The 25,893-nt window shown below is 71.8% G+C and carries 30 protein-coding genes; 16 read left to right on the top strand and 14 right to left on the bottom strand.

What is annotated here, in order from left to right; translation table 11 throughout:
- Positions 1–139: 139 nt before the first annotated feature.
- The 3 genes from KM933_RS07630 to KM933_RS07620 all read left to right on the top strand — a co-directional run bounded on the left by KM933_RS07630 (position 140) and on the right by KM933_RS07620 (position 1,883).
- The gene (locus KM933_RS07630; RefSeq protein ID WP_221349493.1) at positions 140–328 is read left to right on the top strand and encodes a hypothetical protein; all 189 of its coding nucleotides are present in this window, start codon (positions 140–142) and stop codon (positions 326–328) included.
- Between the two features lie 338 nt (positions 329–666).
- Positions 667–1,005 carry an STAS domain-containing protein gene (locus tag KM933_RS07625; RefSeq protein ID WP_221349491.1) on the top strand — a complete coding sequence of 113 codons (339 nt, stop codon included), beginning with the start codon at positions 667–669 and terminating at the stop codon, positions 1,003–1,005.
- Between the two features lie 380 nt (positions 1,006–1,385).
- Positions 1,386–1,883: a hypothetical protein gene (locus tag KM933_RS07620; protein ID WP_221349489.1), complete on the top strand. Its 498-nt coding sequence runs from the start codon at positions 1,386–1,388 to the stop codon at positions 1,881–1,883.
- 172 nt (positions 1,884–2,055) lie between these two features.
- Here the strand turns inward: KM933_RS07620 and KM933_RS07615 are convergent, their stop codons facing one another.
- From KM933_RS07615 to KM933_RS07580, 8 genes are all read right to left on the bottom strand, one after another.
- On the bottom strand, positions 2,056–2,769 hold the full coding sequence (locus KM933_RS07615) for a class I SAM-dependent methyltransferase (RefSeq protein WP_308013298.1): 714 nt from the start codon (positions 2,767–2,769) through the stop codon (positions 2,056–2,058).
- A gap of 115 nt (positions 2,770–2,884) precedes the next feature.
- The gene (locus KM933_RS07610) at positions 2,885–3,154 is read right to left on the bottom strand and encodes a YgdI/YgdR family lipoprotein (protein WP_221349485.1); all 270 of its coding nucleotides are present in this window, start codon (positions 3,152–3,154) and stop codon (positions 2,885–2,887) included.
- 82 nt (positions 3,155–3,236) lie between these two features.
- Complete coding sequence (locus KM933_RS07605; protein WP_221349484.1) at positions 3,237–5,015, bottom strand: ABC transporter ATP-binding protein; 1,779 nt, start codon at positions 5,013–5,015, stop codon at positions 3,237–3,239.
- A 4-nt stretch (positions 5,016–5,019) separates the two neighbouring features.
- Positions 5,020–5,436 carry a lasso peptide biosynthesis B2 protein gene (locus KM933_RS07600; protein ID WP_221349482.1) on the bottom strand — a complete coding sequence of 139 codons (417 nt, stop codon included), beginning with the start codon at positions 5,434–5,436 and terminating at the stop codon, positions 5,020–5,022.
- A 98-nt stretch (positions 5,437–5,534) separates the two neighbouring features.
- Positions 5,535–5,798, bottom strand: coding sequence for a lasso peptide biosynthesis PqqD family chaperone (locus KM933_RS07595; RefSeq protein WP_221349480.1), 264 nt, complete (start codon positions 5,796–5,798; stop codon positions 5,535–5,537).
- Between the two features lie 4 nt (positions 5,799–5,802).
- Entirely contained in the window at positions 5,803–7,533 is a 1,731-nt protein-coding gene (locus tag KM933_RS07590) for a lasso peptide isopeptide bond-forming cyclase (protein ID WP_488269382.1), read from the bottom strand.
- Between the two features lie 270 nt (positions 7,534–7,803).
- Positions 7,804–7,911, bottom strand: a complete 108-nt coding sequence (locus KM933_RS07585; RefSeq protein ID WP_221349476.1) for a keywimysin-related RiPP — start codon at positions 7,909–7,911, stop codon at positions 7,804–7,806.
- A 411-nt stretch (positions 7,912–8,322) separates the two neighbouring features.
- Entirely contained in the window at positions 8,323–8,937 is a 615-nt protein-coding gene (locus tag KM933_RS07580) for a GtrA domain-containing protein (RefSeq protein WP_308013297.1), read from the bottom strand.
- Positions 8,938–9,047: 110 nt separating this feature from the next.
- Here KM933_RS07580 and KM933_RS07575 point away from each other — a divergent pair, with 110 nt between their 5' ends.
- The 3 genes from KM933_RS07575 to KM933_RS07565 all read left to right on the top strand — a co-directional run bounded on the left by KM933_RS07575 (position 9,048) and on the right by KM933_RS07565 (position 12,286).
- A complete protein-coding gene (locus KM933_RS07575) occupies positions 9,048–9,689 on the top strand; it encodes a TetR/AcrR family transcriptional regulator (protein ID WP_221349474.1) in 642 nt (213 codons plus the stop codon).
- Positions 9,690–9,901: 212 nt separating this feature from the next.
- Positions 9,902–10,603, top strand: coding sequence for a TetR/AcrR family transcriptional regulator (locus tag KM933_RS07570; RefSeq protein ID WP_221349659.1), 702 nt, complete (start codon positions 9,902–9,904; stop codon positions 10,601–10,603).
- A 120-nt stretch (positions 10,604–10,723) separates the two neighbouring features.
- Positions 10,724–12,286, top strand: a complete 1,563-nt coding sequence (locus tag KM933_RS07565) for an MDR family MFS transporter (protein ID WP_260333228.1) — start codon at positions 10,724–10,726, stop codon at positions 12,284–12,286.
- Positions 12,287–12,607: 321 nt separating this feature from the next.
- On the opposite strand, the gene KM933_RS07560 is transcribed toward KM933_RS07565, so the two are convergent.
- Positions 12,608–13,171 carry a dihydrofolate reductase family protein gene (locus KM933_RS07560; RefSeq protein ID WP_221349470.1) on the bottom strand — a complete coding sequence of 188 codons (564 nt, stop codon included), beginning with the start codon at positions 13,169–13,171 and terminating at the stop codon, positions 12,608–12,610.
- A 298-nt stretch (positions 13,172–13,469) separates the two neighbouring features.
- On the opposite strand from KM933_RS07560, the gene KM933_RS07555 reads away from it, so the two are divergent.
- From KM933_RS07555 to KM933_RS07540, 4 genes are all read left to right on the top strand, one after another.
- On the top strand, positions 13,470–14,114 hold the full coding sequence (locus tag KM933_RS07555) for a dihydrofolate reductase family protein (RefSeq protein ID WP_221349468.1): 645 nt from the start codon (positions 13,470–13,472) through the stop codon (positions 14,112–14,114).
- A gap of 439 nt (positions 14,115–14,553) precedes the next feature.
- Positions 14,554–15,423 (top strand): helix-turn-helix domain-containing protein, encoded by an 870-nt coding sequence (locus tag KM933_RS07550; protein ID WP_221349466.1) that lies wholly within the window; start codon positions 14,554–14,556, stop codon positions 15,421–15,423.
- A 14-nt stretch (positions 15,424–15,437) separates the two neighbouring features.
- On the top strand, positions 15,438–16,421 hold the full coding sequence (locus tag KM933_RS07545) for a helix-turn-helix domain-containing protein (RefSeq protein ID WP_221349464.1): 984 nt from the start codon (positions 15,438–15,440) through the stop codon (positions 16,419–16,421).
- Between the two features lie 106 nt (positions 16,422–16,527).
- The gene (locus KM933_RS07540) at positions 16,528–16,869 is read left to right on the top strand and encodes a DUF5713 family protein (protein WP_221349462.1); all 342 of its coding nucleotides are present in this window, start codon (positions 16,528–16,530) and stop codon (positions 16,867–16,869) included.
- 143 nt (positions 16,870–17,012) lie between these two features.
- Here the strand turns inward: KM933_RS07540 and KM933_RS07535 are convergent, their stop codons facing one another.
- Positions 17,013–17,276 (bottom strand): GlsB/YeaQ/YmgE family stress response membrane protein, encoded by a 264-nt coding sequence (locus tag KM933_RS07535; RefSeq protein WP_221349460.1) that lies wholly within the window; start codon positions 17,274–17,276, stop codon positions 17,013–17,015.
- Positions 17,277–17,493: 217 nt separating this feature from the next.
- Between KM933_RS07535 and KM933_RS07530 the strand changes: the two genes are divergently transcribed.
- From KM933_RS07530 to KM933_RS07520, 3 genes are all read left to right on the top strand, one after another.
- Entirely contained in the window at positions 17,494–17,883 is a 390-nt protein-coding gene (locus tag KM933_RS07530; RefSeq protein WP_221349458.1) for a BlaI/MecI/CopY family transcriptional regulator, read from the top strand.
- Positions 17,884–17,889: 6 nt separating this feature from the next.
- Positions 17,890–18,822, top strand: coding sequence for a M56 family metallopeptidase (locus KM933_RS07525; RefSeq protein WP_221349455.1), 933 nt, complete (start codon positions 17,890–17,892; stop codon positions 18,820–18,822).
- A 327-nt stretch (positions 18,823–19,149) separates the two neighbouring features.
- Positions 19,150–20,484: an LCP family protein gene (locus KM933_RS07520; RefSeq protein WP_221349453.1), complete on the top strand. Its 1,335-nt coding sequence runs from the start codon at positions 19,150–19,152 to the stop codon at positions 20,482–20,484.
- A 51-nt stretch (positions 20,485–20,535) separates the two neighbouring features.
- On the opposite strand, the gene KM933_RS07515 is transcribed toward KM933_RS07520, so the two are convergent.
- Complete coding sequence (locus KM933_RS07515) at positions 20,536–20,889, bottom strand: nuclear transport factor 2 family protein (protein WP_221349451.1); 354 nt, start codon at positions 20,887–20,889, stop codon at positions 20,536–20,538.
- A gap of 43 nt (positions 20,890–20,932) precedes the next feature.
- Entirely contained in the window at positions 20,933–21,760 is an 828-nt protein-coding gene (locus KM933_RS07510) for an SDR family oxidoreductase (protein ID WP_221349449.1), read from the bottom strand.
- An 80-nt stretch (positions 21,761–21,840) separates the two neighbouring features.
- On the opposite strand from KM933_RS07510, the gene KM933_RS07505 reads away from it, so the two are divergent.
- The gene (locus KM933_RS07505) at positions 21,841–22,644 is read left to right on the top strand and encodes a MerR family transcriptional regulator (protein ID WP_221349447.1); all 804 of its coding nucleotides are present in this window, start codon (positions 21,841–21,843) and stop codon (positions 22,642–22,644) included.
- A 49-nt stretch (positions 22,645–22,693) separates the two neighbouring features.
- Here KM933_RS07505 and KM933_RS07500 read toward each other — a convergent pair whose 3' ends face one another.
- On the bottom strand, positions 22,694–23,293 hold the full coding sequence (locus tag KM933_RS07500) for a TetR/AcrR family transcriptional regulator (protein ID WP_260333206.1): 600 nt from the start codon (positions 23,291–23,293) through the stop codon (positions 22,694–22,696).
- A gap of 110 nt (positions 23,294–23,403) precedes the next feature.
- Between KM933_RS07500 and KM933_RS07495 the strand changes: the two genes are divergently transcribed.
- Complete coding sequence (locus KM933_RS07495) at positions 23,404–23,682, top strand: SDR family oxidoreductase (RefSeq protein ID WP_260333223.1); 279 nt, start codon at positions 23,404–23,406, stop codon at positions 23,680–23,682.
- 156 nt (positions 23,683–23,838) lie between these two features.
- A complete protein-coding gene (locus tag KM933_RS07490) occupies positions 23,839–24,858 on the top strand; it encodes an AraC family transcriptional regulator (RefSeq protein WP_308013296.1) in 1,020 nt (339 codons plus the stop codon).
- Between the two features lie 216 nt (positions 24,859–25,074).
- Here the strand turns inward: KM933_RS07490 and KM933_RS07485 are convergent, their stop codons facing one another.
- Positions 25,075–25,662, bottom strand: a complete 588-nt coding sequence (locus tag KM933_RS07485) for a TetR/AcrR family transcriptional regulator (RefSeq protein WP_221349438.1) — start codon at positions 25,660–25,662, stop codon at positions 25,075–25,077.
- Positions 25,663–25,893: the final 231 nt, after the last annotated feature.

The raw sequence follows: 25,893 nt of genomic DNA, 5'->3' as shown, positions 1-25,893 counted from the left end.
CACTGTGCTCCACGCCACGCCGGTCACCACGGCCGGTCTTTCCGGCGTGGTCCGGGCATGGGAGGCTGCTGGCTTGAACGGGCCATGAACTGCTTGAATGACGGCCTGCACGGACCGGGGCGTCGGAGAGGACGGCCGCATGACGAGTACGAAACGCCGCTACAGCCTGACGTGGACCGACCCGGACGGCGCGGCGCAGGCGTCTGCCGGCCGCTACAACAAGCGTTCGGCCACGCAGCGCCGGAGGGCGCTGGAAGCGGTCGGCTGCACCCGCGTCGAGGTCGTCGTGGTGGAGCCCGGCGAGCTTCCCGAGCCGGCGACACTGTGACCCGTCCCACCGGCTCTGACCCACCCCACCGGTAGGCAACCCACGTTTCCCGCCGTGCGGCCGCGGCTTCGAGGGGCGACATTCGGCCTCGATGACGTACATACCGGTCCGTGAGAGTCCCGCAGCGCGGGACGTCCTGGCCGGAAGGTTGTCTCTGTGCAACGATGGCCGGACAAGAGATTGATCGGCCTCCCGTTGCTGCGGGTTGCGGGGGGCCGGTTCACGGGTTCCGGGAATCGCCCTCCTCATGGGCACCCGGTCCCGCCATTGCTGCCAGGCGGCCTCTGCCGGCGTCTGCGCATCCTTGGGCTCATAACCCCCGATGGGGGGCGCCCGCCATGAGCATCAGCACCACGATCGACGGCACCACGGTTGTGATCCGCCCGCGCGGAGAGATCGACTTCGACACCCTGCCCAACCTGCTCGCCACCGCCCAGAAACTGCCGCAGTCCGTCACCGAAGTGGTCTGGGACCTACGGGAAGCCCAGTTCATGGACGTCTCCGCGCTGCATCTGCTCGTCCACCAGCGGCTGGCCTGCCAGGAAGCGAACCGGACGCTGACGGTCACCGGCCTGAGCCAGCAGCCGCAACGTCTGCTGCAACTGGCCCAGGAACTCTTCCCGGCGGACCAATGGAGCGACTTCTTCCCCTCCGGTCTGTCCGCGGCTGTCGCCTGACAGCCGAGGCCCTTTGCGTCAGCCTGCCTCCAGCCCTCCGGCCGTACGGGGAGCCGGAGGCTTTTTCAGTCCTGCCGCGGCCCGGCGGGGGCCCTGCCGGGCCGCGGCGGCCGGTCGGGACGGCCCCGGCTACCGCGCCGGTTGTACGGGCCGGAGCGCTACCGCGGCGGTACCACAACGGATTACCGCCGGCGGTTGACGCCGCGGGGCCGGATCCGCCGTAGCGTCGTTCGGGGCCGGGGAATTCGGCCGGGGGTAACGGGGGGCGACGGGGGTGACGGCGTGTCGGCTGCGTCGGTGCAGTTCACCGGGGTACTGCGGGGCCGGATGCGCGCCACGGGGAGGCTGCGGCGGCCGGGTGGCCGGCCGCCGCCCGCCGGATGCTGGAGCAGCCGCCGGCGGTGCCCGCCGTACGCCCGGTCCCGGGCCACCGCCGGACGACCTCGCTGACGTTCGCGCAGACCCTGCACGGTGTCTGCGCCGCGTCCACCGGGCCCGGCGGGGAGCGGGCGCGGGCGCGGTTGACGCTCGCCGTCACCGTGGACGACGCCGAGGCGTTCCTGGACGACCCGGATCCGCGGGCCCGGGCCGAGGGCCACCTCGACTGGCCCCCGCTGGGGAGCGGCCTCGCCGTCCGGGGAGAGGTGCGGGTCACCGCCCGCGACGGCACGGCCCACCACCGGCTGGACCTCACCGCTCCCGGCGGCCGCGGCCTGCGGCTGCTCGGCCGCCAGCGGCTCCCGGGAGCCGTACTGCGACCGGGGCACCCGGCCTTCGACATCATCGAGCCGGGAACCGGAGGGGCCGGCGGGCTCGGCCGTCCGGTCGCCCGCGGCACGGTCGGGCTGCGGCCGGGGCCGCGCTGCTGCTGCCGCTGACGATCCGTACGACGGGTCCCCGCGGGCCCGGAGCGGCGGCGCAGGTCGGCGCTTCCCTGCTCGGCGCACTGTGGGGCAGGGGGCGCGGTGACCGGCCCGGCCGGCGGGGCCCACCCCTTGCGGTCCCTCTGCCCCGTACCGGGTCTGCGCCCAGCGGGGGAGGAGGGGGCAGTCAGCGCAGCCGGCGCGCCCGCAGCACCACGTCGTCGGTGTGGTGCGCACCGGCACCGCCCTCGGGCACCACCCGCGGCCGTACCTCGTCCACCTCCACCGTCCAGTCGTCGTCGAGCAGAGCGGTGACCATCGAGGGCCAGACGTAGTCGGCCGGGTCGAACTCGCTGTCGTGCGCCTGCTGGCTGTCCATCCCCGCGTGGTGCACGAGCAGCAGCGTGCCACCGGGGGCGACGGCCGCGAGCAGCGCTCGCTCGGCCGCGGCGTCGGGAGTGCGCAGCAGAGCCGGGTACTGTGCGGAGACCAGGTCGAAGGAGGCCGGCGGAAGCGCCGCTTCCGTCAGCGCGGCGTGCACCCAGCGAATGGTGAGGCCGGCGTCCCGCGCGTGTTCCGCCGCCCGCTCCAGCGCCACGCCCGAGACCTCGAGCGCGGTCACGTCCCAGCCGCCGCGTGCGAGCCAGACGGCGTCCGCGCCCTCGCCGCAGCCGACGTCGAGCACCCGTCCGGGTTCGAGGCCGGCGACCTCGGTCACGAGTGCACCGTTGGGCCGGCCGCTCCACAACTGCTGCCGGTCGGTGTACCGGTCGTCCCACTCCGCCCGCACCGCGGGGTCTCCGACGTATCCGTCGGCAGGGAAGGGAGAGGAGCGAAGGGAGGCGGGGGAGGGGAGGGAGGGGGTGTCGGACGCGGGTGATCCCGTGATGTTGTCAGTCACGGTCCCACCGTCACCCCTCATGTCCCGGTCACGCCACTTCTGTTGCCGCTCCGGCAAAACGCCGTCCGGGCGACGGGGAACGGCACCGCCCGCCATGGAGACGCACCGGCTGCGGTCACTTCGCGTCCCGGTCCGGGAGGGGCGAGTAGCGGGTGGGCCCCGGTGTCCGTCCCTCGGGCGGGTATTCGCAGTCGAGGCTTGAGACCTCGTAGTCGTCGCCCTCGTTCTGCTCCTTGTCGACGATCACCGCCGCAGTGCAGACGCGGCCGTGCTCGTCGGTGAACGTGACGATCTCGCTGGTGTCCGTCGGGGTGCCGCATCCCGCCAGCACCAGCGCCACCGTTCCGGCGGCCACCACCGCACCGAACCCCCGCAGACGTCTCATCTCCGCCCCTCCGCAACCATCTCGTCCTCGCCCTCGCAGTCCCGCTCGCCTGCCGCTCCACACCGTAGCCGCACACCGGTGTCTACCGCTCATGAGCGGAACCGCCGTTCAGGAGCTGGGTGTTCACCAGCTCGTCGTAGAGCGCGTCCCGGGCGAGGAGGTCGGTGTGGGTGCCCACGGCCCGTACCCGTCCCGTCTCCATGACCACGATCCGGTGGGCGGCCGTCACGGTGGACAGGCGGTGGGCGATGACGAGCACGGTGGTGTCGTGGGCGGTGCCGGCGATGGTGTCCCGCAAGGCCGCTTCGTTGGCCGCGTCGAGCTGGGAGGTGGCCTCGTCGAGCAGGAGCAGCGACGGGCGGCGCAGCAGGGCGCGGGCGATCGCCACGCGCTGGCGTTCGCCGCCGGAGAGCCGGCTGCCGCGGTGGCCGACGTCGGTGTCCAGCCCGCGGGGCGAGCGGTCGGCGACCTCGTCCAGCCGGGTCAGACGCAGAACACGTGCGAGTTCGTCCCGGGAGGGGGTGACGCCGCCGAGTGTCAGGTTGTCCCGCAGGGTCCCCGCGAGGACGGGGACGTCCTGCTCGACGTAGCCGATGCAGGCGCGCAGCCGGTGCAGCGGCCACTGCCGGACGTCTTCGCCCCCCAGCAGGATGTGACCGGAGTCGGGTTCGTAGAAGCGCTCCATCAGGGAGAAGAGCGTGGTCTTGCCCGCGCCCGAGGGGCCGACGAACGCGGTCAGCCCGCGGGCGGGAAGGGTGAAGGAGACGTCGTGATGGACGGTGGGGGCTTCGGGCCGGTAGCTGAAGGACACCTGATGGAACGCCACCGTGAGGGGGAACCGCCCGGCTGCCCCTTCCCCGGCTGCCTCGGGTGCCTCGGGTTCCACGTGCTCCACGTGTTCGACGTCGAGCTCCTCCACCTGCTCGATGCGGGTCGCGGCTGCTGATGCCACCTGCAACTGGCCCACGCCCTCCACCAGTTGCCCGATCCGGGGAGCGAGGGCGAAGAGGTAGAGCAGGAAGGCGACGAGGGTGGAGACACCGATGGCGCCGGAGGCGACGCGTGCGCCACCCACCCCGAGCACCACGAGAAAGCTGACCTGGACGACGACTGCCGAGACCGTCGCCGACACCGCTTCCCACCGGGCGGCGTGCACCGCGGTGCACCGTGCGTCCTCGGCCGCCCGGTGCAGTGCCTCGGCCTCCTGGCGCTCGGCCCCCGACGCCTTGACGGTACGGAAGGCACCCAGCGCCCGCTCCAGGGCGACTCCGATGCGTCCCACCGCTTCCTGGGTGCCGCGGGTGGCCCGGCCGATCCGGGGGGCCACCAGGGCGACGAGGAGACCGACGAAGGCGACGACCGCCAGGGTGACGCACAGCAGCACGGCGTCGAGCAGCCCCATCAGCACCACCGTCGCCGCGGTGACCAGTGTGCCGGTGACCGCCGCGGACACTGCTTGCGGGGCGCTCTGGCGCAGCAGCGTCGTGTCGGAGGTCACCCGGGAGATCAGGTCGCCGGGTTCGGTGTCCTCCACCACGGGCACGCGGAGCCGCAGGATGCGGTCGGCCAGCCGGCGGCGGGCGGCACAGACGACGGACTCGGCCGAGTACTGGAGCAGGTAGTGGCCCAGCCCCACCAGGACGGCCCCGGCGACCACCAGCACGCTGAGGACGAGGACCGTACCGGCCGCCGGCCGGCCCTGGCCCATGTCGTCCATCACGCGCTTGGCCGCCAGCGGCTGGGCCAGCCCCAGTACGCTGCCCGTCAGACCGACGACGACACCGATGGTGATACGGGCACGCTGCGGGAGCAGGTGCCCCGCGAGTGCCCGGTGGCCCGGGCGGGCAGGACCGGTGGTCATCTGCTCACTTCACGGTGAAGAAGCGCTGGAAGTAGCCGGCCGGCACGTCTTCGCCGACGAGGACGCCCTCGGCCTCGACCCAGGCGTGCGCGGCGAACGGCGGCCGGCTGCGCACCCCTACGCACCAAGTGGGCCAGGAACCGTAACAGCGGCACAGCAGTACGGTGGCCAGGGACCGGGGCAGGCAGCCCTTGTGCCCTCCGGCGGCCAGGCTCACGGCGAGCACCGCCTGCCTCGCCGCGGCCGTCTCGGCGAGGGTGGCGGGTCTGGCCCCGCCGCGCACCCGGCTCAGGACGGTACGGATGCGCTGGGGCGGCTGCGTCGCCAGCAGGTGGGCGCAGACCACGGCCGTCCGCGCCAGGAGACGGCGGGCGACCGGGATGGACCGCGGGTCGTAGGGCATCGCTTCCGGGGTCGTCATGGGTGCCTCATCGATGTGGAGGGACGGGCCGGCCGCGCACACCCGGTGGTGTCCCGGGGCAGGGCTCGCAGGCCGGTTGGTCGAGGAGCCCGGGACCCTCACGGGCCGGGAAGGACGAGCCCCGCGTCGCGCAGCTCGCCGATGATGCGCCTGACGTCCTCCGCCGCCGCGTCCGTGTCCACGTCCTCGTAGCGGGCGGTAAGGATCTCGACGGCCCTCTCGACGTCCCCTCCGTCCAGCAGGTTGCGCAGGACGACCGCGGCCGTCGGGTTGAGCGTCCAGTACTCGGCGCTGCCCTGGTCCAGGAGCGCCAGACCGTACTCGGTCTCGGTCAGCAGGACATCGTGCTTCAGCGTGGGCATCGTTCTACCTCTCCTCACGTCTGCCGTCGGCCGGCAGGGGCGTCCTCTCCCGCGAGCGCAGCCACACTTCGCAGGCGATCGTGGAATGCAGCAGATAGCTTTCCGACTCCGCCGACAGGGCACGGCGGCACCAGGCCCGCAGGACACCTTCGTCGACCAGGCCCAGCCGGGCCAGCCGGGAGTCCTCGCACAGCGCCAGCAGGGCCGAGCGGTGCTCCCGCACCCCGGCCTCCTCCTCGAACGTGGCGTTGGCCTTGGTGGCGCGGGAGCGGACCGCCTCCGGCACGATGCCGCGCATGGCCTCGGCGATGAGGGGCTTGTACCGCCAGGGAGTGATCCGCTCCTGCGGCCGGACGGCCAGGGCCGCCTCGATGACGCGGGTGTCGTAGTAGGGGGCGGAGACGGCGATGCCGAGCGGAGCGGCCATCTGCCCGATGTGCCGGGCCCACTGCGAGATGCCGTCCATCGCGACCAGCTCACGGTGCTCGCCGTGCCCCCTGCCGCGGGGCTCGACGGCGCTCCGGCCGCCGCGCAGGAGCTCGCGGGCCGCCGCGACGGCCTCCGCCGTGGCCCAGGGCGGCATCCGGGGAGGCACCGCCCAGTCGAGCAGCGGTTCCCCGGCCGCGACGGGGGGTTCCGTCAGGTCCAGGGCCACCCGCTCGATCCAGGTGCGGTAGGGGCGCCGGTCCGCCAGCTGACGCAGTACCGCCCGCCGGTCCCACCGGTATTTGGCCGCGTACCCCCGGACCGACCGCAGGGCGACGAGGGGGTGGGTGAGTACCAGTGAGTGCAGCCGGGCGGGCGTTCCGGCCAGAAGTTCGTCACCGCCCAGACCCGTCAGGTGCAGACCGGAACCGCGGGCCGCGGCCAGCTCCACGATCCCCATCCGGCGGTTGCGGTCGACGGTGAGGATGCTGGGGGTGTCGAGGATGTCGTCGAGCGTGTCGATCCCGTCGAAGGTCATGGCGACGTCGCCGGCCGGTACGACGTGGTGTTCCATGCCGCCAAGGGCCTGGACGGTGCGCCGGGCGAAGTGCACGTCGTCGCCGGCCTCGTCGTGCAGGGCGGCGGTGTAGGCGACCACTTCGGCGTCCCCGCGCGCCGCGGCGCAGTGCACCGCTGTGGAGTCCACGCCGCCCAGGTCCGAGGTCACCAGGTCCCGGCCGCCCGTACGCACTCCCACCGCTTCGACGAGCGCTTCCCGCAGCCGCACGGCGCCCTCGGCCAGCGGAACGACGGGATCGGGCGGCGACCACCAGCGCGCGGTGCGGGCACGCCCGTCGGGGAGCAGGGTCAGGTGGTGGCCGCCCGGCAGCGCATGCAGCCCCCGCCACACGGGGGCGCCCGCCCAGGGGTACGGCGCCCCCGTGCTGAGCAGCTCCAGGGCGATGCGGCGCTCGTCGAGCCCGGCACCGGTCAGTTCGGCGAGGACATCGGCCCGATCACAGGCCATGACCACCTCCTGCGAACCAGGCCGTGCCGTCCCGGTGTGGAAGACGCGCCGCAGCTCGACCACGGTGCCCTGCACCCGGACCCGGCCGCCGCAGCTGGCGATCAGGTGGAAGCTGCCGGCCCAGTCGGCGGCATGGTCCAGCGCCTTCAGGGAGTGGGCGCGAGTCACCGCCGCGGCTGCCCGTTCGGCATCCCGCGCAGTGACGGCGTGCTCGCCGATCACCGCCACACGGGCGTCCTCGTGCTCCCCCACGACCATGGCCCGCGGCCCCCAACGACCCACGAGCCAGGGCCTTCCCGAGGCATGACACAGATTCTGTGACGCGTGGTGGAGGGCTTCGGCGGCAAGGGGGGCTGCCGCGTCGGTGTCGGGGAGGACGACGAACCAGGCGGATACGGCCTGGAGTGACGGGAACCGGTCCATGTACCTCGGCCTTCGGTCGGTTGCTCGGACAGTGGAGCGGGTGGTGGCCGGAAGCCACCACCCGCGAGACCGGGCCGGCCCGGTGGTCCGCCCACGACGCACCTGCCCGGCGGGTGCCGACAGCCTGCGTCAGAGAAGCTGCTTGCCTCCGAGGATGTCCTTGGGCCCGGTGTTCTTAAGGCCGGTGGCCTTGCGGAAACCGCCCGCCTTGGCGAGGGTGGGACGCTCGTACGTCATGACGTTCTCCTTCGTCTTCGGAAATGCCGTGACCGGCAGGCGCGTATACGTTGGCCCTTGAACGAATTCCCGGTGGGAATACCGAGCAAGGATCTGCGCTACTTCCAGCCAAGTGCTACAAGCCGATTAGCGCAACGCCCCCTGGGGGGGCTTGAAGGTGTTCGGAGGGGGCGCGAGAAGTGAACTCCATAGACGGCCGCATCCTTCACAACCTCGAAATCGCACAAGGCCGAGCGCCGGCTGTACTCGAATTTTCAGAACCTGACGTGTGGACAGGTGTCATGAAGAGTTACGGACACGGGCTGTGAGCCTTTCGGTAAAGGCATCCGTATCGCCGGAATTCGCGCGGTGGGCATCGCGTACCGGATCGTCGGCGCATCGCCCGGGCGCGGACAGCCCGCAGCCGGCCGGTCAGACTCCGGCGGCGAGCACCAGCCGGGAACGGGGCACCCGGGCGGGCGACGCGCGCGTGACGGCCACCGGGATCACGGCCGGCGCGGCGAGCGGCCGGGAAGTGACCTCGTCGCGTCCCGCGCACCCGTGATCGCCGTCGCGTCCCGCGCACCCGTGATCGCCGTCGATCCCCGTGCGCCCGTCGTCGCCGGTGAAGACGAACAGCCGCAGCACCAGGAACCGTCCGATCCCTGCGAGCGCGGAAGCGCTCAAGTAGACGACCTGCTCGGTCGGCGCCCCCGGCGAGGGGTGCAGCAGGTGCAGGACGAACACGGCGAGGGAGGTCACCGCGTAGGCGACCGCGGCCGATCCGGCGGACTGCCGGTGCCGGCGCCATCCGGCCCGCCTCCCGGTCCCGAAGGTGAAGAGCGCGTGCAACTCCGTGCACAGGGCGGTCGACACGACGGTGACGACCGCGTTCGCCACGCCCCAGGGCATCGAACCGGCCAGCAGCGCCACAGCCGCGCCGGCCAGGATCCCGGCACCGCCGCCGCACACCACGAACCGGACGAAGGAGGCGAGCGGCCCGGGAGCGGCCCGGTCCGCCGTTTCGGCGCTGGTGATGCTGCTCATGCTGCTTCCGATCTGCTCGTCCCGTCCGGCTAACGGCTGTAAGGCTACGAATGTTAGTCACTCCGGTGCAAGAGGAAACAGCTGTAAGTTTTTTCCTGTAAGGTCATGGCATGGCAGACGATGCATCAGCTCCACCCGTCCGCGTCCGCAATCGCCGTGGCCAGGGCGACCGGCTGCGCCAGGAGATCGTGACGGCGGCGACCGGCCTGCTCGACGAGACCGGTGACGAAAGCGCCATCACCCTGCGCTCGGTCGCCCGTCGCGTAGGGATCGCCGCCCCGTCGATCTACCGCCACTTCCCCGACCAGCCGGCCGTCGTGCTGGCCGTGGTGCGCAGCGCCTTCGCCGAGCTGGACGAACGACTGCGGGCCGCCGTGGACGCCGCCGGCCGGACGCCCCGCGAGCGGCTCCTGGCCCTGTGCCAGGCGTATCTGGAGTTCGGCCGGACTCGTCCCGGGCGCTACCGCACCATGTTCGGAGGGCTGTGGGTGCCCGACCTGGCCGCCGGTTCCGTGACCGAGGAGGACATGGCCACGCTCGGCCGGCAGAGCATGCGGCGGCTCGCCGAGGCCCTGGAAGCCTGCGTCGGTGCGGGCTGCTCGACCAGTGCCGACGTGTCCGCCGATGCGGTCGCGCTCTGGCTCGGCCTGCACGGGCTCGCCCACCAGAGGGCGGTCTCCCCTTCCTTCCCCTGGCCGCCGGACATCGCGGAACGGGTCGTCACCGCGCTCGCGCACCTCACGGACGCGTAAGGACCCGTTCGGGGCGGACCTGGAGGGGGTGGGCGCGCCGGCCCGCCTGGCCCTCGTCGAGGAGGTACCGCTCACCCCTGCAGGAGAACCCGGCCAACGGCGGCTCGCCACCGAAGCGCGGCAGCCCCGAGGCGGGGCGGCCGTACGTCGCACGGGGTGGGTCCCGTGCGACTCGGGGAAGGATTATTGCAGAGCCTGCATTTTTGCGTAGTATGCAATGCGTGAGCGAGAAGAACACCGCGGAAGACGGTTGGCGTGAGCGCAAGAAGCGGGCCACGCGTGCCTCACTCGTCGAGTCGGCGGTGCGGCTGGCCGCCGAGCACGGGCTGGAGAACGTCACCGTCGACGCGATCAGTGCCGCGGCGGGGGTCTCCGCACGCACCTTCTTCAACTACTTCGACTCCCGCGACGAGGTGTTCGTGCTGATCGGCGCGGAATCGAGCGCCCGGGTACGGCGGGCCCTGCTGGACGCGCCACGTGAACTGTCGCCGCTGGAGGCGCTGCGTGACGCCATGGCGGGGGAGTTGCAGGAGGTCGAACAGCAGACCGACCTGTGGCGCCTGTACGTCGAGGTGCTGGGCAAGGCCCCGGAACTCCTCGCGCGCAGTCTCGGCGCCCACCTGGCGGACGAGACCGGCCTGGCTGAAGCGGTCGCCGAGCGGATCGGCGCCGGTACGTCCCCGAGCGCCGACGACGGTCCGGCCGACGTGTCGCAGGACGAGCGGCGACGCACGCTCGACCTGTACCCGCGGCTGCTGGCAGCGGTCGGCGCCACCGCCGGCCGTATCGCGGTGGAGCACTGGTGCGTCCGCCAGGACGAAGCCGATTTCGCCGATGTGTTCCGCGAGGTCTTCGAGCAGCTGGCTGCCGGGCTCCCGCAACCGCCGGTGCCGACCACGTCCGGTCGACGCTGACCGGACCCTTTGGTTCAGGGCACCCCACCGTCCTTCCACCGCGTGGGGTGACCCCGTTCGACCTTCGAAAGAGATGAAGTGACTTCACCAGCGGCGCCGGAAGAGGCGTCCCCGACTGCCATGTCCCACCGGCAGATACTGCAGGCCATGTCCGGACTGATGGCCGGCATGTTCGTGGCCATCCTCGCCGGGACCGTGGTGGCCAACGCGCTGCCGCGGATCATCGCCGACCTGGGGGCGAGCCAGTCCTCCTACACCTGGGTCGTCACCGCCGAACTGCTGGCCATGACGGCGACCGTGCCGTTGTGGGGCAAGCTCGCCGACCTCTACGACCAGAAGCTGCTGCTCCAGCTCTCCCTGGGCATGTTCGTGGTCGGCTCGCTGCTCGCGGGCTTCTCGCACGACGTGGGACTGCTGATCTTCAGCCGGGTCGCCCAGGGCATCGGCGCGGGCGGGCTCACCGCCCTGGCCCAGGTCGTGATGGCGGCCATCATCCCGCCCCGCCGGCTGGGCAAGTACGCGGGCATCTTCGGCGCGGTCTTCGCCGTGGGCACCGTGGCCGGCCCGCTCATCGGCGGCGTCCTGGTCGACACCTCCTGGCTGGGCTGGCGCTGGTGCTTCTTCATCGGCGTACCGTTCGCGCTGCTGGCGATCGTGCTGCTGCAGCGCACCCTGCGGCTGCCCGCCGTCCGCCGCGAAGCGAAGATCGACTTCCTCGGCGCCTTCCTGATCGTCGCGGGTGTCTGCGCGCTGCTCATCTGGGTCTCGCTGGCCGGCAACGAGTTCGACTGGGTCTCCTGGCAGACCGCGGCCCTGACCGGCGGGGGAGTGGTGGCGCTGGTCGCCGCCCTCGTCGTCGAGTCACGGGTCGCGGAACCCATCATCCCGCTGGGCATCTTCCGCAACCGCACCGTGTCGCTGACCACGCTGGCCAGCCTGTTCGTCGGTGTGGCCATGTTCGGCGGCACCGTCTTCCTCTCGCAGTACTTCCAGGTCTCCCTCGGCAAGTCCCCGACGGCCGCGGGTCTGATGAGCCTGCCCATGATCCTGGGTCTGCTGGTGTCCTCCACCCTTGCGGGGCAGATCATCAGCGCCACGGGCCGCTGGAAGATCTACCTCGTGATCGGCGGCGTGTGCATGACCGCGGGCCTCGCCCTGCTGTCCACCATCGACGCCGGCACGCACTTCGGCCTGCTGAGCGTCTACATGGCGGTCATGGGGGTCGGCGTCGGCCTGCTGATGCAGAACCTCGTCCTCGCGGCCCAGAACGACGTCCCCGCCGCCGAACTCGGCGCCGCCACCTCGGTGCTGTCCTTCTTCCGCAGCATGGGCGGCACCATCGGAACCAGCGTGCTCGGCGCGATCCTCGCGAACCGCGTCGCCAGCGAGATGGCCAAGGGCCTGCAGGACGCCGGCACCCCGGCCGGTGCCGCCGAGGGCGGTGCCCACAGCGTTCCGGACATGACGAAACTGCCGGCGCCGATGCGGGAGATCGTGGAGCACGCCTACGGCGTCGCCACGGGTGACCTCTTCCTCGCCGCCACCCCGTTCGCCCTGCTGGCGCTGGTCGCCGTGCTGTTCATCAAGGAGAAGCCGCTCAAGGACACCAGCGGCATGGAGCGCCTCGCCGAGGAGGCGGGTGGCGCCGGTGCACCGGCGCCACCGGCGACACCGGTGGGCTGACACGACGGGGCGGCGGGGGCTTCAGGCGGAGGCAGTGGCACCGTGCCGGCGCACCGTGCCACACCTCGCCCCGGAAGGGGCGGGCAGGACCGACGGCCGACCCGGCTCAACCCCTGTCCTTGCCCCTGTCCCTGTGCTCGCTCGCCGTGCGGCTGCGCTTCACGTTCGAGCAGCGGCGCGCACCCCAGCGAGGGAGACCTGAGGTTCACCGCCGAACCCAGGGAGCACAGGGAGGAGTTCGACCAGGGGACCCCCGCGTGCGAGGGCCCGCCGCCGGGTCCGGCCCGAGCCGGGGACCAGGGTGTCCGCGGTGCGCAGAGGTCAACCGCTGGAGGGCCGCGCCTGCTTCCGCACGCGGAAGCGGAGCATCGTGACGGCGCCCGACCGGGTGGCACCGGAGGGTTCCAGGTCGACCCTGCCGAGGCCCGGGGGCGAGAAGCGGACACCGTCGCCGAGCAGCACCGGCACGACGTACACCAGGATCTCGTCGACGAGCCCGCGCCGCAGGCACTGGGCGGCCACATCGGCACCGAGGATCTCCAGGTTCCCGCCGCCCGCGGCGCCGCGGGCCGTGTCGACGGCCGCCTCGAGATCGCAGGTGAGGAACGTGACGGCAGGGTCCGGCTCGCCGGGAGGCTCGTGGGTGAGGACGAACTGTGCTCCCCCGTCGTAGGCGGTGTCCTGGGCGGACATGCGCTTGGCGACCTCGTACGTGCCGCGGCCGATGAGCATGGCACCGGTGGCCGCCATGACCTCCGGGAACATGTCCGCGGTCAGGTGCTCGGCGACCCAGTCCATCGCGTGACCGGGACCGGCGATGAAACCGTCCAGCGACATCGCCCTGTTCACGACCACTTTGCCGGTACCGGTGCTCACATCGCTCATGCGTTTTCCCCAAGGACGCCGGAGGCTCGGAGCCGAATCATAGTTCGCCGGCGGGAAGCACGAGGGCGGACGTCGAACGTGTGTCCGCGCCGCCGGAACGCCGGAACGCCGCACCGCCGCGCGGCCGGAACGCCGCACCGGTGGGCACCGGAACGCCCGGACGACACACGTGAACCCCCGTGCCGGACGCGTCCCGGAAGAAGTCACGAGCCGCTGTCGACCCTGCCATGTCCCGTTCGACGTCCTGATGCGGGGCACCCCGCCGCACGAGGAGCGACCGGACCTGACGAGGAGACACGTGGATCAGCTGCTGAGAGTCATGAACTTCAGCGTTTCGAGTGAGGGAATCGGTGCCGGCGGGCACCAGAGTCTTGAGAACCCGTTCGGCCACGTCGACCCCGGGAGGCTGTTCGCCTGGGCCGGCGCCACGGCGAGCTGGCCCATGCGCACCGACCCCGGAGGCAGCCGCGGTCTCGACGACTGCTTCACGCGGGACTTCGCGCGCAACATCGGCGCCGAGATCATGGGCCGCAACAAGTTCGGTCCCCAGCGCGGGCCCTGGCAGGACCACGACTGGCGCGGCTGGTGGGGCGAAGAACCCCCGTTCCACACCCCGGTGTTCGTCATGACCCACCACGAGCGCCCTTCGATCACGCTCTCCGACACCACGTTCCACTTTGTCGACGGCGATCCGGTCACGGTCCTCGAACGGGCCCGGGAGGCGGCCCAGGGCAAGGACGTCCGACTCGGCGGCGGGGTCACCACCGTCCGGCAGTTCCTCGACGCCGATCTCGTCGACACCCTGCACGTGGCGGTCTCCCCGGTGAAGCTCGGGTCAGGTCTCCGCCTGTGGGAGTCGCCCGAGGAACTGCTCGACCGGTTCCATCTGGAGGTCGCGCACAGTACGAGCGGCGTTGCGCACCACCTGTTCTGGCGGAGGTGACACCCTGAGGTGACACGAGGCCCACCCCGGCGACCGGCCGGGTCCCCCCTGCTGCCGGCCGGGCCCCCCCACGTGCGACCACGACCGCCGTGCTCCGTACCGACTGCCGCCCCGCGACGCCCCGCCCTCTCCCCCGGCGAGGACGAGGCGCCGTCCGGTGGGGCGGCGCGGGGTGGACCACGCCGCCCGTTGTGCACCACGGACACTGCCCGCCGACCCGCCCCTCGCGCCAGGGCAGCCGCTCGACTTGGGCGTGCCCGGGACGCCCCTGCCGTCGACCTGCGGGAACTCCGGAAGAGGCGCGGCTTCGGTGGGACGCCGGGACGGGCCGGAACGGCTGAAACGGTTCGGTCACTCCTCCGGTCCCTGTCACGGGAGGGAACTGGAACGGGAAAGTACGACATCTTTCTGTGAGGGACTTCAAGACGTGGGGTGGAACATGTCTCGATGGAAGAAACTGCCCGACTCGCTCGACCCGCAGGTCCGGCAGTTCGTCGTGCACCTACGAAGACTCAAGGATCACAGCGGGCTCGGACTCGCGACGCTGGCCGAAAGAACGGCGTACAGCCGATCCTCCTGGGACCGCTACCTCAACGGGAAGGCACTGCCCCCGGTCGAGGCGGTCGAGGCCCTGGCCAGGGCCTGCGACACCGACCCGGTACGGCTCGTCGCCCAGTGGGAGGTGGCCGCGGAGGCGTGGGGCACGGCACCGGAGTCCGGACTCCCGTCCGGACCGGGCTCCGGGCCGGAACCAGGACCTGACCGGGGACCAGGACCTGACCGGGGACCGGGGCCTGAGCGGGGGCCGGGCCCCGAACGGGAGCCGGGGCCGGACGGGACCGCGCCCGGTCACCGCGGCACACGGGTGCCCTGGCTGGCGATAGTGCTGTCCAGCGTCACCACGGCCCTGGTGATCCTGGCCGTACTCGCGTTGATCGCTCCGTGGGAGGACGACGACGGGGACGAGGGCGGGGAAGCCAAGCCGTACACCGGTGAAGCCCACCCGAAAATGGGGGAGTTCGTCTACCGGCCGGGCAAGGACTATCCCTGCACGGTGAAGCGCGACGACGACGGCCTCCTCTACGCGGGCTACAGCCGTACGCGGGTGGAGCTCATCCAGCAGTCGTCCACCCGGTGGTCGGTGGTGGAGGCGCAGTGCCTCCTCAAACACCACCGTCAGTCGCCCGGTGCGGCCGACGGGGTCTTCGGCAATGCCACCGAACGCGCCGTCAAGCGCGCGCAGGAGAAGGGAAAGGTCGCGGTCGACGGAAAGATCGGACCGGACACCTGGGGGGTGCTGCGGAGGTGAACCGGGAGAAGCAGGTGGGAGGCCCGCGTCCGCGGGATGCGGGAGGGACGGCGAGCGGTGCCGCGCGGCCGGCGCAGTGCGAGCGGCTTGCCCGTACGTTGCGTGAGCTGCGGTCCGCGACGGGGCTGAGCCTGGCCGCGCTGGCGGCGAAGACCCCGTACAGCAAGTCCTCCTGGGAACGCTATCTCAACGGCAAGGCGCTGCCGCCCCGGCAAGCCGTCGAGGAGCTGTGCCGCCTCGCGGGCGAGCGCCAGGACCGGCCGCTCGTCCTGTGGGAACTGGCCGAGGCGGTCTGGAGCGGGCGGACCGGTGAAGGAGCCGGGGCGGCGAGCGGGGGCGCGGTGCGGGACCCGGCAGCCGTGCCCGACGTACCGCCGGCGCCGGGTCCGCTCGACCTCCCGGTCCGGCACCACCGCCCCGTGCGCCCCGTGCGCCACGTCACCGGGGTGCTCGCAGGGTGCGCGGCTGTCGCCGCCGGAGTGCTCGTGGTGACGTGGGGCTTCAGCAGCGGTGACAGCGACGCGAAGGGCGGCGGCGCGCCGAGCCGCTCCGCGCTCGAAGCGAGCTGTTTCGGTGACGCGTGCACCGGCAGGAATCCGGAGTCGACGAGATGCTCGAACGCCGACCACCCGCCGAGCACCCTGGCCGAGCGGCGCTTCGGCGGGGGCACGGTGGTCAAAGTGCGCCATTCCGCGAGGTGCGGGACGGTGTGGGCCCGTATCGACCGGGGCCGCGAGGGGGATCGTGTCGAGATCACCGCCCCGGGAGCCGAACCCCAGCAGAACGAGGTACGGGACCATTTCGACGAGGAGGGCTCCCTCTCGACGCCGATGGCGGCGGTGAGCCCCAGGGCGTTCCCCGAGGTCGAGAGCTGCCTCGTACGCGACGGCAGGCGCGACTGCTTCCTGCCGGCGCCCGGGAAGCGCGCCGGCGGCGAACGCGAGGACGGCACCCGCACAGGAGCAGCCGGCCGGCTCCTCGGCGTCGTCCGCCCGTGAGAACCGGGCCGTCCCGCACGGTCCCGCCCGGGCACCCGGACGGCTTCGTCTGTCAGTGCCGTGCTGCATGATCGGCACATCGATTCCGCTACGGGGACGGGGCACAGTGATGATCACGAACGAGCAGGTGGCGGGGCGTACGTTTTTGCGGCAGCTGTACGCGGACCCGTACTACCCCGATCACGTCGTGGACCGGGGCGCGGCGATCCTGGTGCGGCTGTGCGGGCGGATCGAGGCCGAACGGCCGTCGGACCTGAAGGCCCTCCATGCGCTCACCCACGCCGCGACGCAGGAGTTCAACCTGCTGGAGGCGGAGTTCGAGGCAGCCGGGAGCGGGATCGAGACCGTGGCGCGGGAGGAGATCGCGGAGGACTTCTGGTTCGTCGCGTCCGCCTACGGCTTCAGTGACGCGGACGCGGAAGAACTGATCGCCCCCCGGGAGTGGTGAGCGCCGCGTCGGGTCGGCCGCCCGGTGCGCGGACCCGTGCTGCGCCGCATGCTCGGTCCGCAGGCGTCAGCCGTTCACCCGGGAGGCGGCGCCCCGCCGGCCGGACGGCCCGACCCGGCGGGGTGCAGCTCCCCGGAACTGCTTCAGCGACGGCCCTTCAGACGTTCCACCGCTGCGACGCCGACAGCTGCGAGACCGATCTGGACGGCCAGTTCGATCCAGTCGACGCCGTCGGTGTCGGCGACATCCAGGGCTCCGGCGACGGCCGTGCCGACCAGTGCGGCGAGGATGCCGACTCCGACGGTCCACAGGACGCCGATGTGCTGGCGCCCGGGAAGGGCGAGCCTGCCCAGGACCCCGATCACGATACCGATCACGATCGCGGTGATGATTCCGGAGATCTCCATCAGTGGCCTCTCTTCCGTTACTTCTACATGACTGTCGAATAAGCGGTGCCCCGGTTCAGGAGGAACAGTCCTGTTCCTGCCGGTCACGGCCGGGCGCAGCACTGCGGGCGTCCTGACCGGCCACGGAGCGTCGATACGATGGACCGGCCGGGACGCGGGAACGGCGAAGGCGTGAGACGTGAGACGTGAGAACGACGTGGAGACAGGGAGACGCGGTGTGACGGACCAACGGCAGCGCCCGCCACGGCGGGGGCAGGGCGAGCTGGAGGCGCAGATCCTGTCGGTCCTGCGTGCGGCGGAGGGGCCGGCCACGGCGGGCTGGGTGCAGGAGCGTCTCGACGGTGACCTCGCCTACACGACGGTGATCACGATCCTGACCCGGCTGCTGAACAAGGGCGCGGTGACCCGCGAGCGCGTCGGCCGGTCCTTCGCGTGGACCTCGGCGTCGGACGAGGCGGGCCTGGCGGCGCACCGGATGCGCAGGGTGCTCGACGCGGAGAGCGATCGCGAGGCCGTGCTCGCCAGCTTCGTGACCTCCTTGGAACCGGATGACGAACGGCTGCTTCGCGAACTCCTGGGCCGGGCCGAGAGCGAAGGGGAAGACTGAAGCCTCATGGGGGTGTTCGTCTTTTTGCCGCTGGTCCTGCCGTTGACGGCGTGGCCGGTCGCGCGCCTCGCCGAGCAGCGGCTGTACCCGCGGGCCGCCACCCGGCTGCTGGCCGGGCTGGCCGTGGTGATGGCGGTGTGCAGCACCGTGTGCCTGGGGCTGCTCATGGTGGTCGGCACGGCGCAGCTGCCCGGCAACCCACTGCCCGACGCGTGGTCGGATCCCGAGGTGCGCGCGGCGGTGCCGTACGACGAGATCGCGGGCAAGGTCGCGATTCCGGCCCTGATCGCGGTACTGCTGGCCTGCGGTCGCACCTTGTGGCGGCACGGCCGGGTGCGCCGCCGTGCCCACCGGGCGCTCGTCGGCCTGCCCGCGACCGAGGTGGCCGTCCTGCCGGACGACACGCCCTACGCGTACGCCCTTCCCGGCGGACGGCGGGGCCGTGTGGTGGTGACCACCGCCCTGCTGTCCTGCCTCGAACCCGCTGAGCGGCGCGCACTGTTCGCCCACGAGCGCGCCCACCTCGCTGCCCGGCACCACCGGTTCCTGCTCGCCGTCCAGCTCGCCGCGCGTGCCAACCCGTTCCTTCGCCCGCTGCGTACGGCGCTGTCCTTCACGGCGGAGCGCTGGGCTGACGAGGAAGCCGCACGCGTGGTGGGCAGCCGCAGAGCTGTGGCGCGCGCGATCGGCAAGGCGGCCCTGGTCTCCCGGGGCACTCCGGCGGTCACCCTCGCGGGCTTCGCCGCGCCGGGCCCGGTGCCGCGCCGGGTCGCCGCACTGCTCGGCCCCGCCCCCGTGATGCGCAGCTGGCCCTCGGTGTTCACCTCGGTCGGCCTGGCCGCCTGGGGCGCGGCTGCCGGGACCGCGGTGTCCGCGCTGTCGTCCGCGAACTCCGCGGTGACGATGGTGCTCATCCTGCACGCGGCGACGCCTTGGTGAGGTCGCACCTTCGAGTGAAGGATGCCGCTCGCGCACTGAACGGGTGAAGGGCGCGGGTTGTGGGCGTCCCGGCGGTCGGTCGTCCTCCGGTCAGTCACCCTCCGGTCGGTCGGAGGAGGGGGTGGCCGGTTGCCGTTCGGGTCCGGCGCCGGTGGGGCGTACCCATCTCCCGACCTTGTTTCTACAGGGTCGTAGAGTTAAGTCGTCCGGTACATGGGAGTGCCGGACGTCCAGGAGTGACGGACCGGCCGTACGGCCGCGCGGAAGAAATGAGCGTTTGTGGGCAGTGAGGGGCAACAGCGACGCACCGCGGCCGGAAGCACGCCGATGAGACTGACGCGGCGGGGCCGGATCCTCGTATGGGCGGTGCGGGCCCTCGCGCTGATCATCCTCGCTGTGGCCGGGGTCGGCGCCTGGCTGTACCAGGACCTGGACGACAACATCGGCGCCGCCGACATCGACGACAAACTCGGCGGGGACCGCCCCGCCAACCTCAGTCCCGGCTCGAAGAACATCCTGGTCGTCGGCTCGGACAGCCGCGGCGGGGACAACGCGGAGTACGGCGGGGGCCTGGACACCATGCAGTCCGACAGCCTGCTGGTGATGCATGTCCCGGCGAACCGGGAATGGGCGACCGTGGTGTCCTTCCCGCGCGATTCGTGGGTGCGGATATCCGCGTGCGACAAGGGTGACGGCACTGCCTCGGCGCCCCACCACGCCAAGATCAATGAGGCGTTCGCGATCGGCGGCGCCGGTGGCGGGGTCGCCGACGCCGCCGCCTGCAGCATCAGGACGGTCGAGGCGAACACCGGGCTGCGCATCGACCACTTCGTGTCCGTCGACTTCCAGGGCTTCAAAGGCATGGTCAACGCCCTGGACGGCATCGAGGTCTGTCCCGAGCGGGCCATCCACGACGAGAAGGCGCACCTGGATCTGGAAGCCGGCTGCCAGACCGTCAAGGACGAGGAAGCGCTCGGCTACGTCCGCGCCCGCTACAGCGTCGGCGACGGCTCCGACCTCGGGCGCATCGGCCGTCAGCAGGAGTTCATGCAGGCGCTGGCCGGTAAGGCGCAGTCCGAACTGGCCAGCCCGAACGCCCTCTACGGCTTCCTGCAGTCGGCCACGAAGTCACTGACCACGGACAAGGGCCTGGCCGGTATCCAGCCCCTGTACGGCCTCGCCTCCGAGCTGAAGGGCATTCCGGGCGACAGGCTGACCTTTCTCACCGTGCCCAACTATCCGCGCGAGGCGGACGTGGCCGCCGACAAGGCCAACGTCGTGTGGCAGTACCCGCAGGCCGGCGAGTTGTTCACCTCCCTCGCCAAGGACGAGGAGGTCGACAGGAAGAAGGTGCAGGCCGAAGCCGAGCACCCGATCCACGCGTCCAGTGTGCGCGTCCGGGTGCTCAACGGCACCGGCGTCCCGGGGCGCGCCGCCACCGTGGCCGCAGAGCTGCGCCGGGCCGGTTTCACCGTCGTCGGCACGGGCAACGCCCCGGAGACGACCCGTACCGCGGCGACCTACCCGCAGGGGATGGGCCGGCAGGCGGAGGTGCTGGCGTCGCGGCTGTCCGGCACCCGGGCCACGCAGGAGGCGGACGCCGTCGCGGGAGTGGTGACCCTCACCGTGGGGGCCGACCTCGACCCCGACGGCATGCGGTGACGCGGCGCGGCCGACGTGTGCCTCGCAGGCGGTGTCCCACGGGGCAGGCGACTACACAGGGCCGATGACGAGTGCGGCGATACGCGCGTCGGCGATCGTGAAGCCGTAGTCGAGGTCGACCGTGCCGCCGGGAAAGTCTCCCGCGAGGTGCTGGGTCACGTGCCAGCGCTCCTCACCACGCCGGACGGCGGAGACGGGGGTGGTCGTGTACGTGTACTCGGCCGACGAGCGGCCGAGCCAGTCGCGGACCTCCTCGCGGCCGCGGTGGGTCCTGCCGTCGTCCACGACCACGGCGGTCGGGGCGAAGCATGCGGCCGCCGTGGTGACGTCGCCCCGGGCGTGCGCGTCGAGGTAGGCGTGGAGGACGCCCGGCAGGTGCCGGAGGCCGGTCGGGAAGGTGGTCATCTCTCTCCTCGGAGTCGTGGGATCGCCGCCGGTGCAGGTGTGTCTAGACGGTCGGGACGGTGCCGCCGTCGATCGTGTGCTCGGCGCCGGTGATGGCACCGGCCCGGTCGGAGAGGAGGAAGGCGACGAGCTCGGCCACCTCCTCGGGGCGGGCGGGACGGCCGAGGGGAATCCCGCCGAGGGACGCCAGGACCTGATCCCAGGCGGCGGCCTGGCCGATTCCCCGTGACTGGGCGATACGGGTGACGAGGGCCGTCGCCGCCTCGGTCTCGATCGCCCCCGGGGAGACGACGTTCACGCGTACTCCGTCGGGGGCCAGCTCACGGGCGAGCCCTTTGCTGTAGGTGGTCAGCGCGGCCTTGGCGGCGGCGTAACCGAGTGTGGCGTCGAAGAGCGGCAGCCGGCGCTGGATGGACGAGACGTGGACGACGGCACCGGAGCCGGCCCGGCGCATCGCCGGCAGCAGCGCGCGGTCGAGCCGGACCGCGGCCAGCAGGTTGAGGGCGAGTTCGTCCTGCCAGTGCTCCGCGGTGAGGGCGGCGAACCCTCCGGCGGGCGAGCGGGATCCGCCGAGCGTGTGCACGAGGAGATCGGGAGTGCCCAGCCGCTCCCGCACGGCTGCGACGACGGTGTCGACGCCCTCGGACGAGGTCAGATCGGCGGCGACGAAGGAATTCCCGTGCGCGCCCGCGGGCACCGTGCGCGCTGTGGCGAGCACGGTTGCGCCGGCCGCGCGAAGGCGCGCCGCGATCGCGGCGCCGGTGCCTCTGCCGGCGCCGGTGACGAGGGCACGACGTCCTTCGAGATCGAGGGAAGGGGAGAGGGAAGTGGACAGGGAAGGAGGCAGGAAAGTGGATTTCGTGCTGGTCATGTGTCCGAGCGTGCGGCCTCCCGCGGGGGCAGGGGCAAGCCGTTGACCCTCCCCCCGCGGGAGGGTGCACAGTGGGACACGTGCTGACGATCGGTGAATTCGCCCAGATGACCCACCTGAGTGTCCGGACCCTGCGCCGCTACCACGAGGCCGGGCTGCTGGAGCCGGCGCACGTGGACCCGTCGAGCGGCTACCGGTACTACGGCGCCGCCCAGATCCCCACCGCGCAGGTGATCTTCAAACTGCGGGAACTGGATGTGCCGCTCGCGGACGTCCGGCAGATCCTCATCACCCAGGACCCGGTCGTGCGCGCGGCCCTCGTGGCGGAGCACCTCGAAAGGCTGGAGGACCGGATGGCGCGCACGCGGGCGGCCGTGGCCTCCCTGCAGCGGCTGCTGCGCCCTGAGCCGGCGGGCCTCGCCGTCGAACTGCGCCAGGTGCCCGCACAACTCGTGGCCGGGGTGGAGGACACCGTCGCACACCCGGACGTGCTCGGCTGGTACGCCGGCGCCATGGCCGAACTCGACGCGGCCGTCCGCGAACCGGCGGGCCCCGCGGGCGGGCTCTACGACAACGCGCTGTTCAGCGAGGGGCGGGGACATGTCCTGGCGCACGTTCCGATCACCGCGCCCGTGCCCGGCGTGGGACGGGTCCGCAGTACCGAACTGCCGGGGGCGGAACTCGCCGTCGCCGTGCACACGGGCACCCACGACACGATCGACGTGACCTACGGCGAGCTCGGCAGGTGGGTGGCGGACCACACTCTCGCCGTGGCCGGGCCGGTACGCGAGACCTACCTCGTCGGCCCGCGGGACACCCCGGTGGCGGCCCGGTGGCGGACGGAGATCGGCTGGCCGGTGTTCCGCGTCGCCGGTGCGGCCTGAACCTCCCCACCTGCGACACGTGCTCCCGAAATCCCCGGCAGGGCCGGGCTCAGAGAAGGGACCGTTGCGGTCTCGGGTCGCAGATCGGCTCGTTGCTGCTGCTCCGGATCGCCCGGCCCAATTGCGTGACCACGTCGTCGAGGGTGTACTCCCGGGCGCCGGCGACCGCCCCGATGCTGATCTCCTCATGGACGACGCGGACGGCGGCCGTCGCGGTCGCCGCGCTCAGGGAGACCCGGAAGTCGTCGGAGGGAAGGTCCAGACGTCGCGCGATGATCGGAGCGAAGGCGTGCTCGGCCCGGCCGCACACCATCAGCCATGAGGCGCGCAGTGCCGGCTCGTCGCGTACGAGGGAGATGATCCGCACCGATGCGATGTCATCGGCCAGGTCCTGCGGTGTCGGTGGGGAGGCGGACAGGTCCTCGGTCAGGAAGTCCTCGAACGAGGAGGAGAGCGGCCATCTGCGCAGCGACGCCATGAACCGGTACGCGGACTCGGCCAGCAGCGGCTCGACGCAGCTCTCCTTGGAGCGGAAATAACGCCATACCGTGCGGGTCGAGATGCCGGCGGCGGAGGCGATGTCGTCGCCGCTGGTGGCTGCCACGCCCTGGGTCCAGAACAGGGTGGCCGCATGCCGTGAGACGGCCATGCGGGCTTCGGCCAGCTTGTCCGTGGAGACCGATGTCTGATGTCACTCGATGGCAGGTCAGTTATGTCGCTGAGTGACACAGCGCCAAAGAACGCAACACCGAGGAGAAGCTGTTCGGCAGCAGCGTCGGTGCCGCGGTGAACGCCGCCGCCAGGTCACCGGCGGTGGAACTCGCCCCGATCCGTGTCAACGCGGTCGCTCCCGGCGTCGTGCGCACTCCGCTCTGGGAGGGCGCTCCGGACCGGCTCTTCGGCCAGCTCGCCGGGGAGACCCTGCTGGGCAGGGTCGCCGACCCGGAGGGCGTCGCGCAGGTGTACATCGGCCTCATGCGCCAGGACCACGTCACCGGCCACATCGCCCTCGCCGACGGCGGCAGCGTCCTGAAGTAGTGCCGGCGACGGCCTCGACCCCGGCCCCGGTCGCCGGCTCGCCGAGCCGTTCACGCCGTATGCGGACGTCGTGCTCACGGAAGGGAGCGCCGCCGGCCTGCGACCCACCAGCCCGCCGGGTCAATGGTGTGCACTCGGCTTGCTACGATCCATAACGTGGAATCCAGGATTTCTTATGCATCGTCCACTGTTGGGTCGCCGCTCGGGTCCAGTGATCCGATCGCCGACGCCATAGGGCTGCTGCGGCCCCGCACCGTGATCGATCCCGGCCTCCGTGCCGCGCGATCATGGGCGGTGCGTTTCGATGCGTTCCCGCACGTGAAGATCGGGGGCGTCGTGCGCGGTGAATGCTGGCTGGCCCTCGACGGGCAGGAGCCCGTGCTCCTGCGCGAGGGCGACTTCTACCTGCTGGGCAACCCGCCGTCCTACCGGATGGCCGGCAGCCTCACCGCGGAACCGCAGGCCGCGGAAGCCTTGTGGGAGACCGCCAGGAACGGCGTGGTGCGCATCGGGCCCGAGACCGAGGAGGACACCTACCTGTGCGGCGGGTACTTCTGGTTCGACCAGCCCAATGCCTCGATGCTGATCGATGTCCTGCCGCGCCTCGTCCACGTCCGGGCCACCGATCCGCGGAACAGGCTGCTCGTGCACGTGGCCGAACTGCTGAACAGCGAGGTGGAGAACAACGCCGTCGGCCGCTCCCTGGTGCTGGACCATCTCGCCCAGATCCTGTTCGTCCACGTGCTGCGCGCCCACGCCGAGCAGACCGACCGGCCCACCGGCTGGCTGGGAGCGCTCAACGACGACGGCATCGGTGCCGCACTTCGCGCCATGCACGCGGACGTGGCGCACAGATGGACCCTCCAGGAACTGGCCGGCATCAGCCGCATGTCCCGCTCGGCGTTCGCCGCGTCCTTCAAGAGACAGGTCGGAACCGCGCCACTGGAGTACCTGATCCAGTGGCGGATGAGCCTGGCCCGCGATGCGCTGCGCCGCAACACCAGGTCGATCTCCGAACTCGCCGCCGCCACCGGCTACGAATCCGAGAGCGCGTTCAGCACTGCCTTCCGCCGCGTGGCCGGCTCCTCGCCCAGACAGTTCCGCGACACCGCACATCGTGTCGACAGCGGGCCGCGTCAGGGGGAACTCGCCGAATCCGGCACGGTTCGACGGTGAGTCCGGCCGGTTCGGGCAGGGCCCGGAACGGCAACAGGCTCAGAGCGGGAATCAGGAGCAAGGGCGCCGGAGCCGCGTGCGACGAGGTGCTGTCAGCGGACGACGGGCCGGCGGGACGAGGGACGTGGTTCCGTCAGGGGGCGCGGAGCACCGGTACGAGCGGGCCAAGGCCAGGACCACGTCCTCCCGGGGGTTCTCCCGGTGGTCCAGGGGTTGTCAGATGTGCAGGACCTGGCGGGTGACGGTCATGGCACGGTCGAGATGGTCCGGGCTGCGATGGATCTTCGCCATCATGCTCGCTCCGAGCCACAGGTTGTAGAGGGCCTCGGCTGTCGTGCGGGGGCTGCCGTCGACGGACACGGACCCGTCCGCGATGCCGTTGCTGATCATCCGCTCCAGCCGGTCGACGATCGCGGTGGTCCCGGCCTTCGTCGCCACTCTCATCGCCTCGGAGAGGTCGGCGATCTCGGCGCCGACCTTGACGACCAGGCAGCCGCCCTGGCAGTCGTCCACGGCCTGTGTGTCGTAGAAGTTCTGCCAGTACCTCATCAGGTGCTCCGCGGACTTCTTGCCCTTGTCGGCGACGATGCCGTCGACGGTCGCGAGGTAGTCGTCGAAGTAGCTCTTCATCATCGCCTCGCCGAAGGCGTCCTTGGAGCCGAAGTAGTGGTAGAACGACCCCTTCGGGACGCCGGCCGCGGCGAGGATCTCGTTGATGCCGACCGCGGCGTAGCCCTTCGATGCCACGATCCGCCGTGCGGTGTCCAGGAGGCTCTGACGTGTTTCCACCTTGGTGACTGGCATGGCTCAACCGTAGCACCGGAGTAGACCGGTTCTCTAGAAAATTAGACCAGTCGTCTTATGCCGCACGGCGGCGGATCGCCGAGCGGGGGCCGCCCCTGTCGCGCGCCCGCTCCCCGTCGTGGCCGACCCGCGGACGGCCGGTTCCGGCCGGTGCGCGACGTGGGCATGTTCATGCATCGCTGAGCGCCGCACCTTCTTGAGGGGCAGCCGGTAAAAGGTGTGACTGGGCGT

Source organism: Streptomyces beigongshangae, from assembly GCF_019710745.1.
Lineage (GTDB): Bacteria > Actinomycetota > Actinomycetes > Streptomycetales > Streptomycetaceae > Streptomyces > Streptomyces beigongshangae.
This window is presented reverse-complemented; position numbering and strand designations above follow the sequence as displayed.

Coding starts and splice junctions, on each gene's coding strand:
- KM933_RS07630 (WP_221349493.1), top strand. CDS start 140: ATGACGAGTACGAAACGCCGCTACAGCCTGACGTGGACCGACCCGGAC.
- KM933_RS07625 (WP_221349491.1), top strand. CDS start 667: ATGAGCATCAGCACCACGATCGACGGCACCACGGTTGTGATCCGCCCG.
- KM933_RS07620 (WP_221349489.1), top strand. CDS start 1,386: ATGCTGGAGCAGCCGCCGGCGGTGCCCGCCGTACGCCCGGTCCCGGGC.
- KM933_RS07610 (WP_221349485.1), bottom strand. CDS start 3,154: ATGAGACGTCTGCGGGGGTTCGGTGCGGTGGTGGCCGCCGGAACGGTG.
- KM933_RS07605 (WP_221349484.1), bottom strand. CDS start 5,015: ATGACCACCGGTCCTGCCCGCCCGGGCCACCGGGCACTCGCGGGGCAC.
- KM933_RS07600 (WP_221349482.1), bottom strand. CDS start 5,436: ATGACGACCCCGGAAGCGATGCCCTACGACCCGCGGTCCATCCCGGTC.
- KM933_RS07595 (WP_221349480.1), bottom strand. CDS start 5,798: ATGCCCACGCTGAAGCACGATGTCCTGCTGACCGAGACCGAGTACGGT.
- KM933_RS07585 (WP_221349476.1), bottom strand. CDS start 7,911: ATGACGTACGAGCGTCCCACCCTCGCCAAGGCGGGCGGTTTCCGCAAG.
- KM933_RS07580 (WP_308013297.1), bottom strand. CDS start 8,937: ATGAGCAGCATCACCAGCGCCGAAACGGCGGACCGGGCCGCTCCCGGG.
- KM933_RS07575 (WP_221349474.1), top strand. CDS start 9,048: ATGGCAGACGATGCATCAGCTCCACCCGTCCGCGTCCGCAATCGCCGT.
- KM933_RS07570 (WP_221349659.1), top strand. CDS start 9,902: ATGCAATGCGTGAGCGAGAAGAACACCGCGGAAGACGGTTGGCGTGAG.
- KM933_RS07565 (WP_260333228.1), top strand. CDS start 10,724: ATGTCCCACCGGCAGATACTGCAGGCCATGTCCGGACTGATGGCCGGC.
- KM933_RS07560 (WP_221349470.1), bottom strand. CDS start 13,171: ATGAGCGATGTGAGCACCGGTACCGGCAAAGTGGTCGTGAACAGGGCG.
- KM933_RS07550 (WP_221349466.1), top strand. CDS start 14,554: ATGTCTCGATGGAAGAAACTGCCCGACTCGCTCGACCCGCAGGTCCGG.
- KM933_RS07535 (WP_221349460.1), bottom strand. CDS start 17,276: ATGGAGATCTCCGGAATCATCACCGCGATCGTGATCGGTATCGTGATC.
- KM933_RS07525 (WP_221349455.1), top strand. CDS start 17,890: ATGGGGGTGTTCGTCTTTTTGCCGCTGGTCCTGCCGTTGACGGCGTGG.
- KM933_RS07520 (WP_221349453.1), top strand. CDS start 19,150: ATGAGACTGACGCGGCGGGGCCGGATCCTCGTATGGGCGGTGCGGGCC.
- KM933_RS07515 (WP_221349451.1), bottom strand. CDS start 20,889: ATGACCACCTTCCCGACCGGCCTCCGGCACCTGCCGGGCGTCCTCCAC.
- KM933_RS07510 (WP_221349449.1), bottom strand. CDS start 21,760: ATGACCAGCACGAAATCCACTTTCCTGCCTCCTTCCCTGTCCACTTCC.
- KM933_RS07500 (WP_260333206.1), bottom strand. CDS start 23,293: ATGGCCGTCTCACGGCATGCGGCCACCCTGTTCTGGACCCAGGGCGTG.
- KM933_RS07485 (WP_221349438.1), bottom strand. CDS start 25,662: ATGCCAGTCACCAAGGTGGAAACACGTCAGAGCCTCCTGGACACCGCA.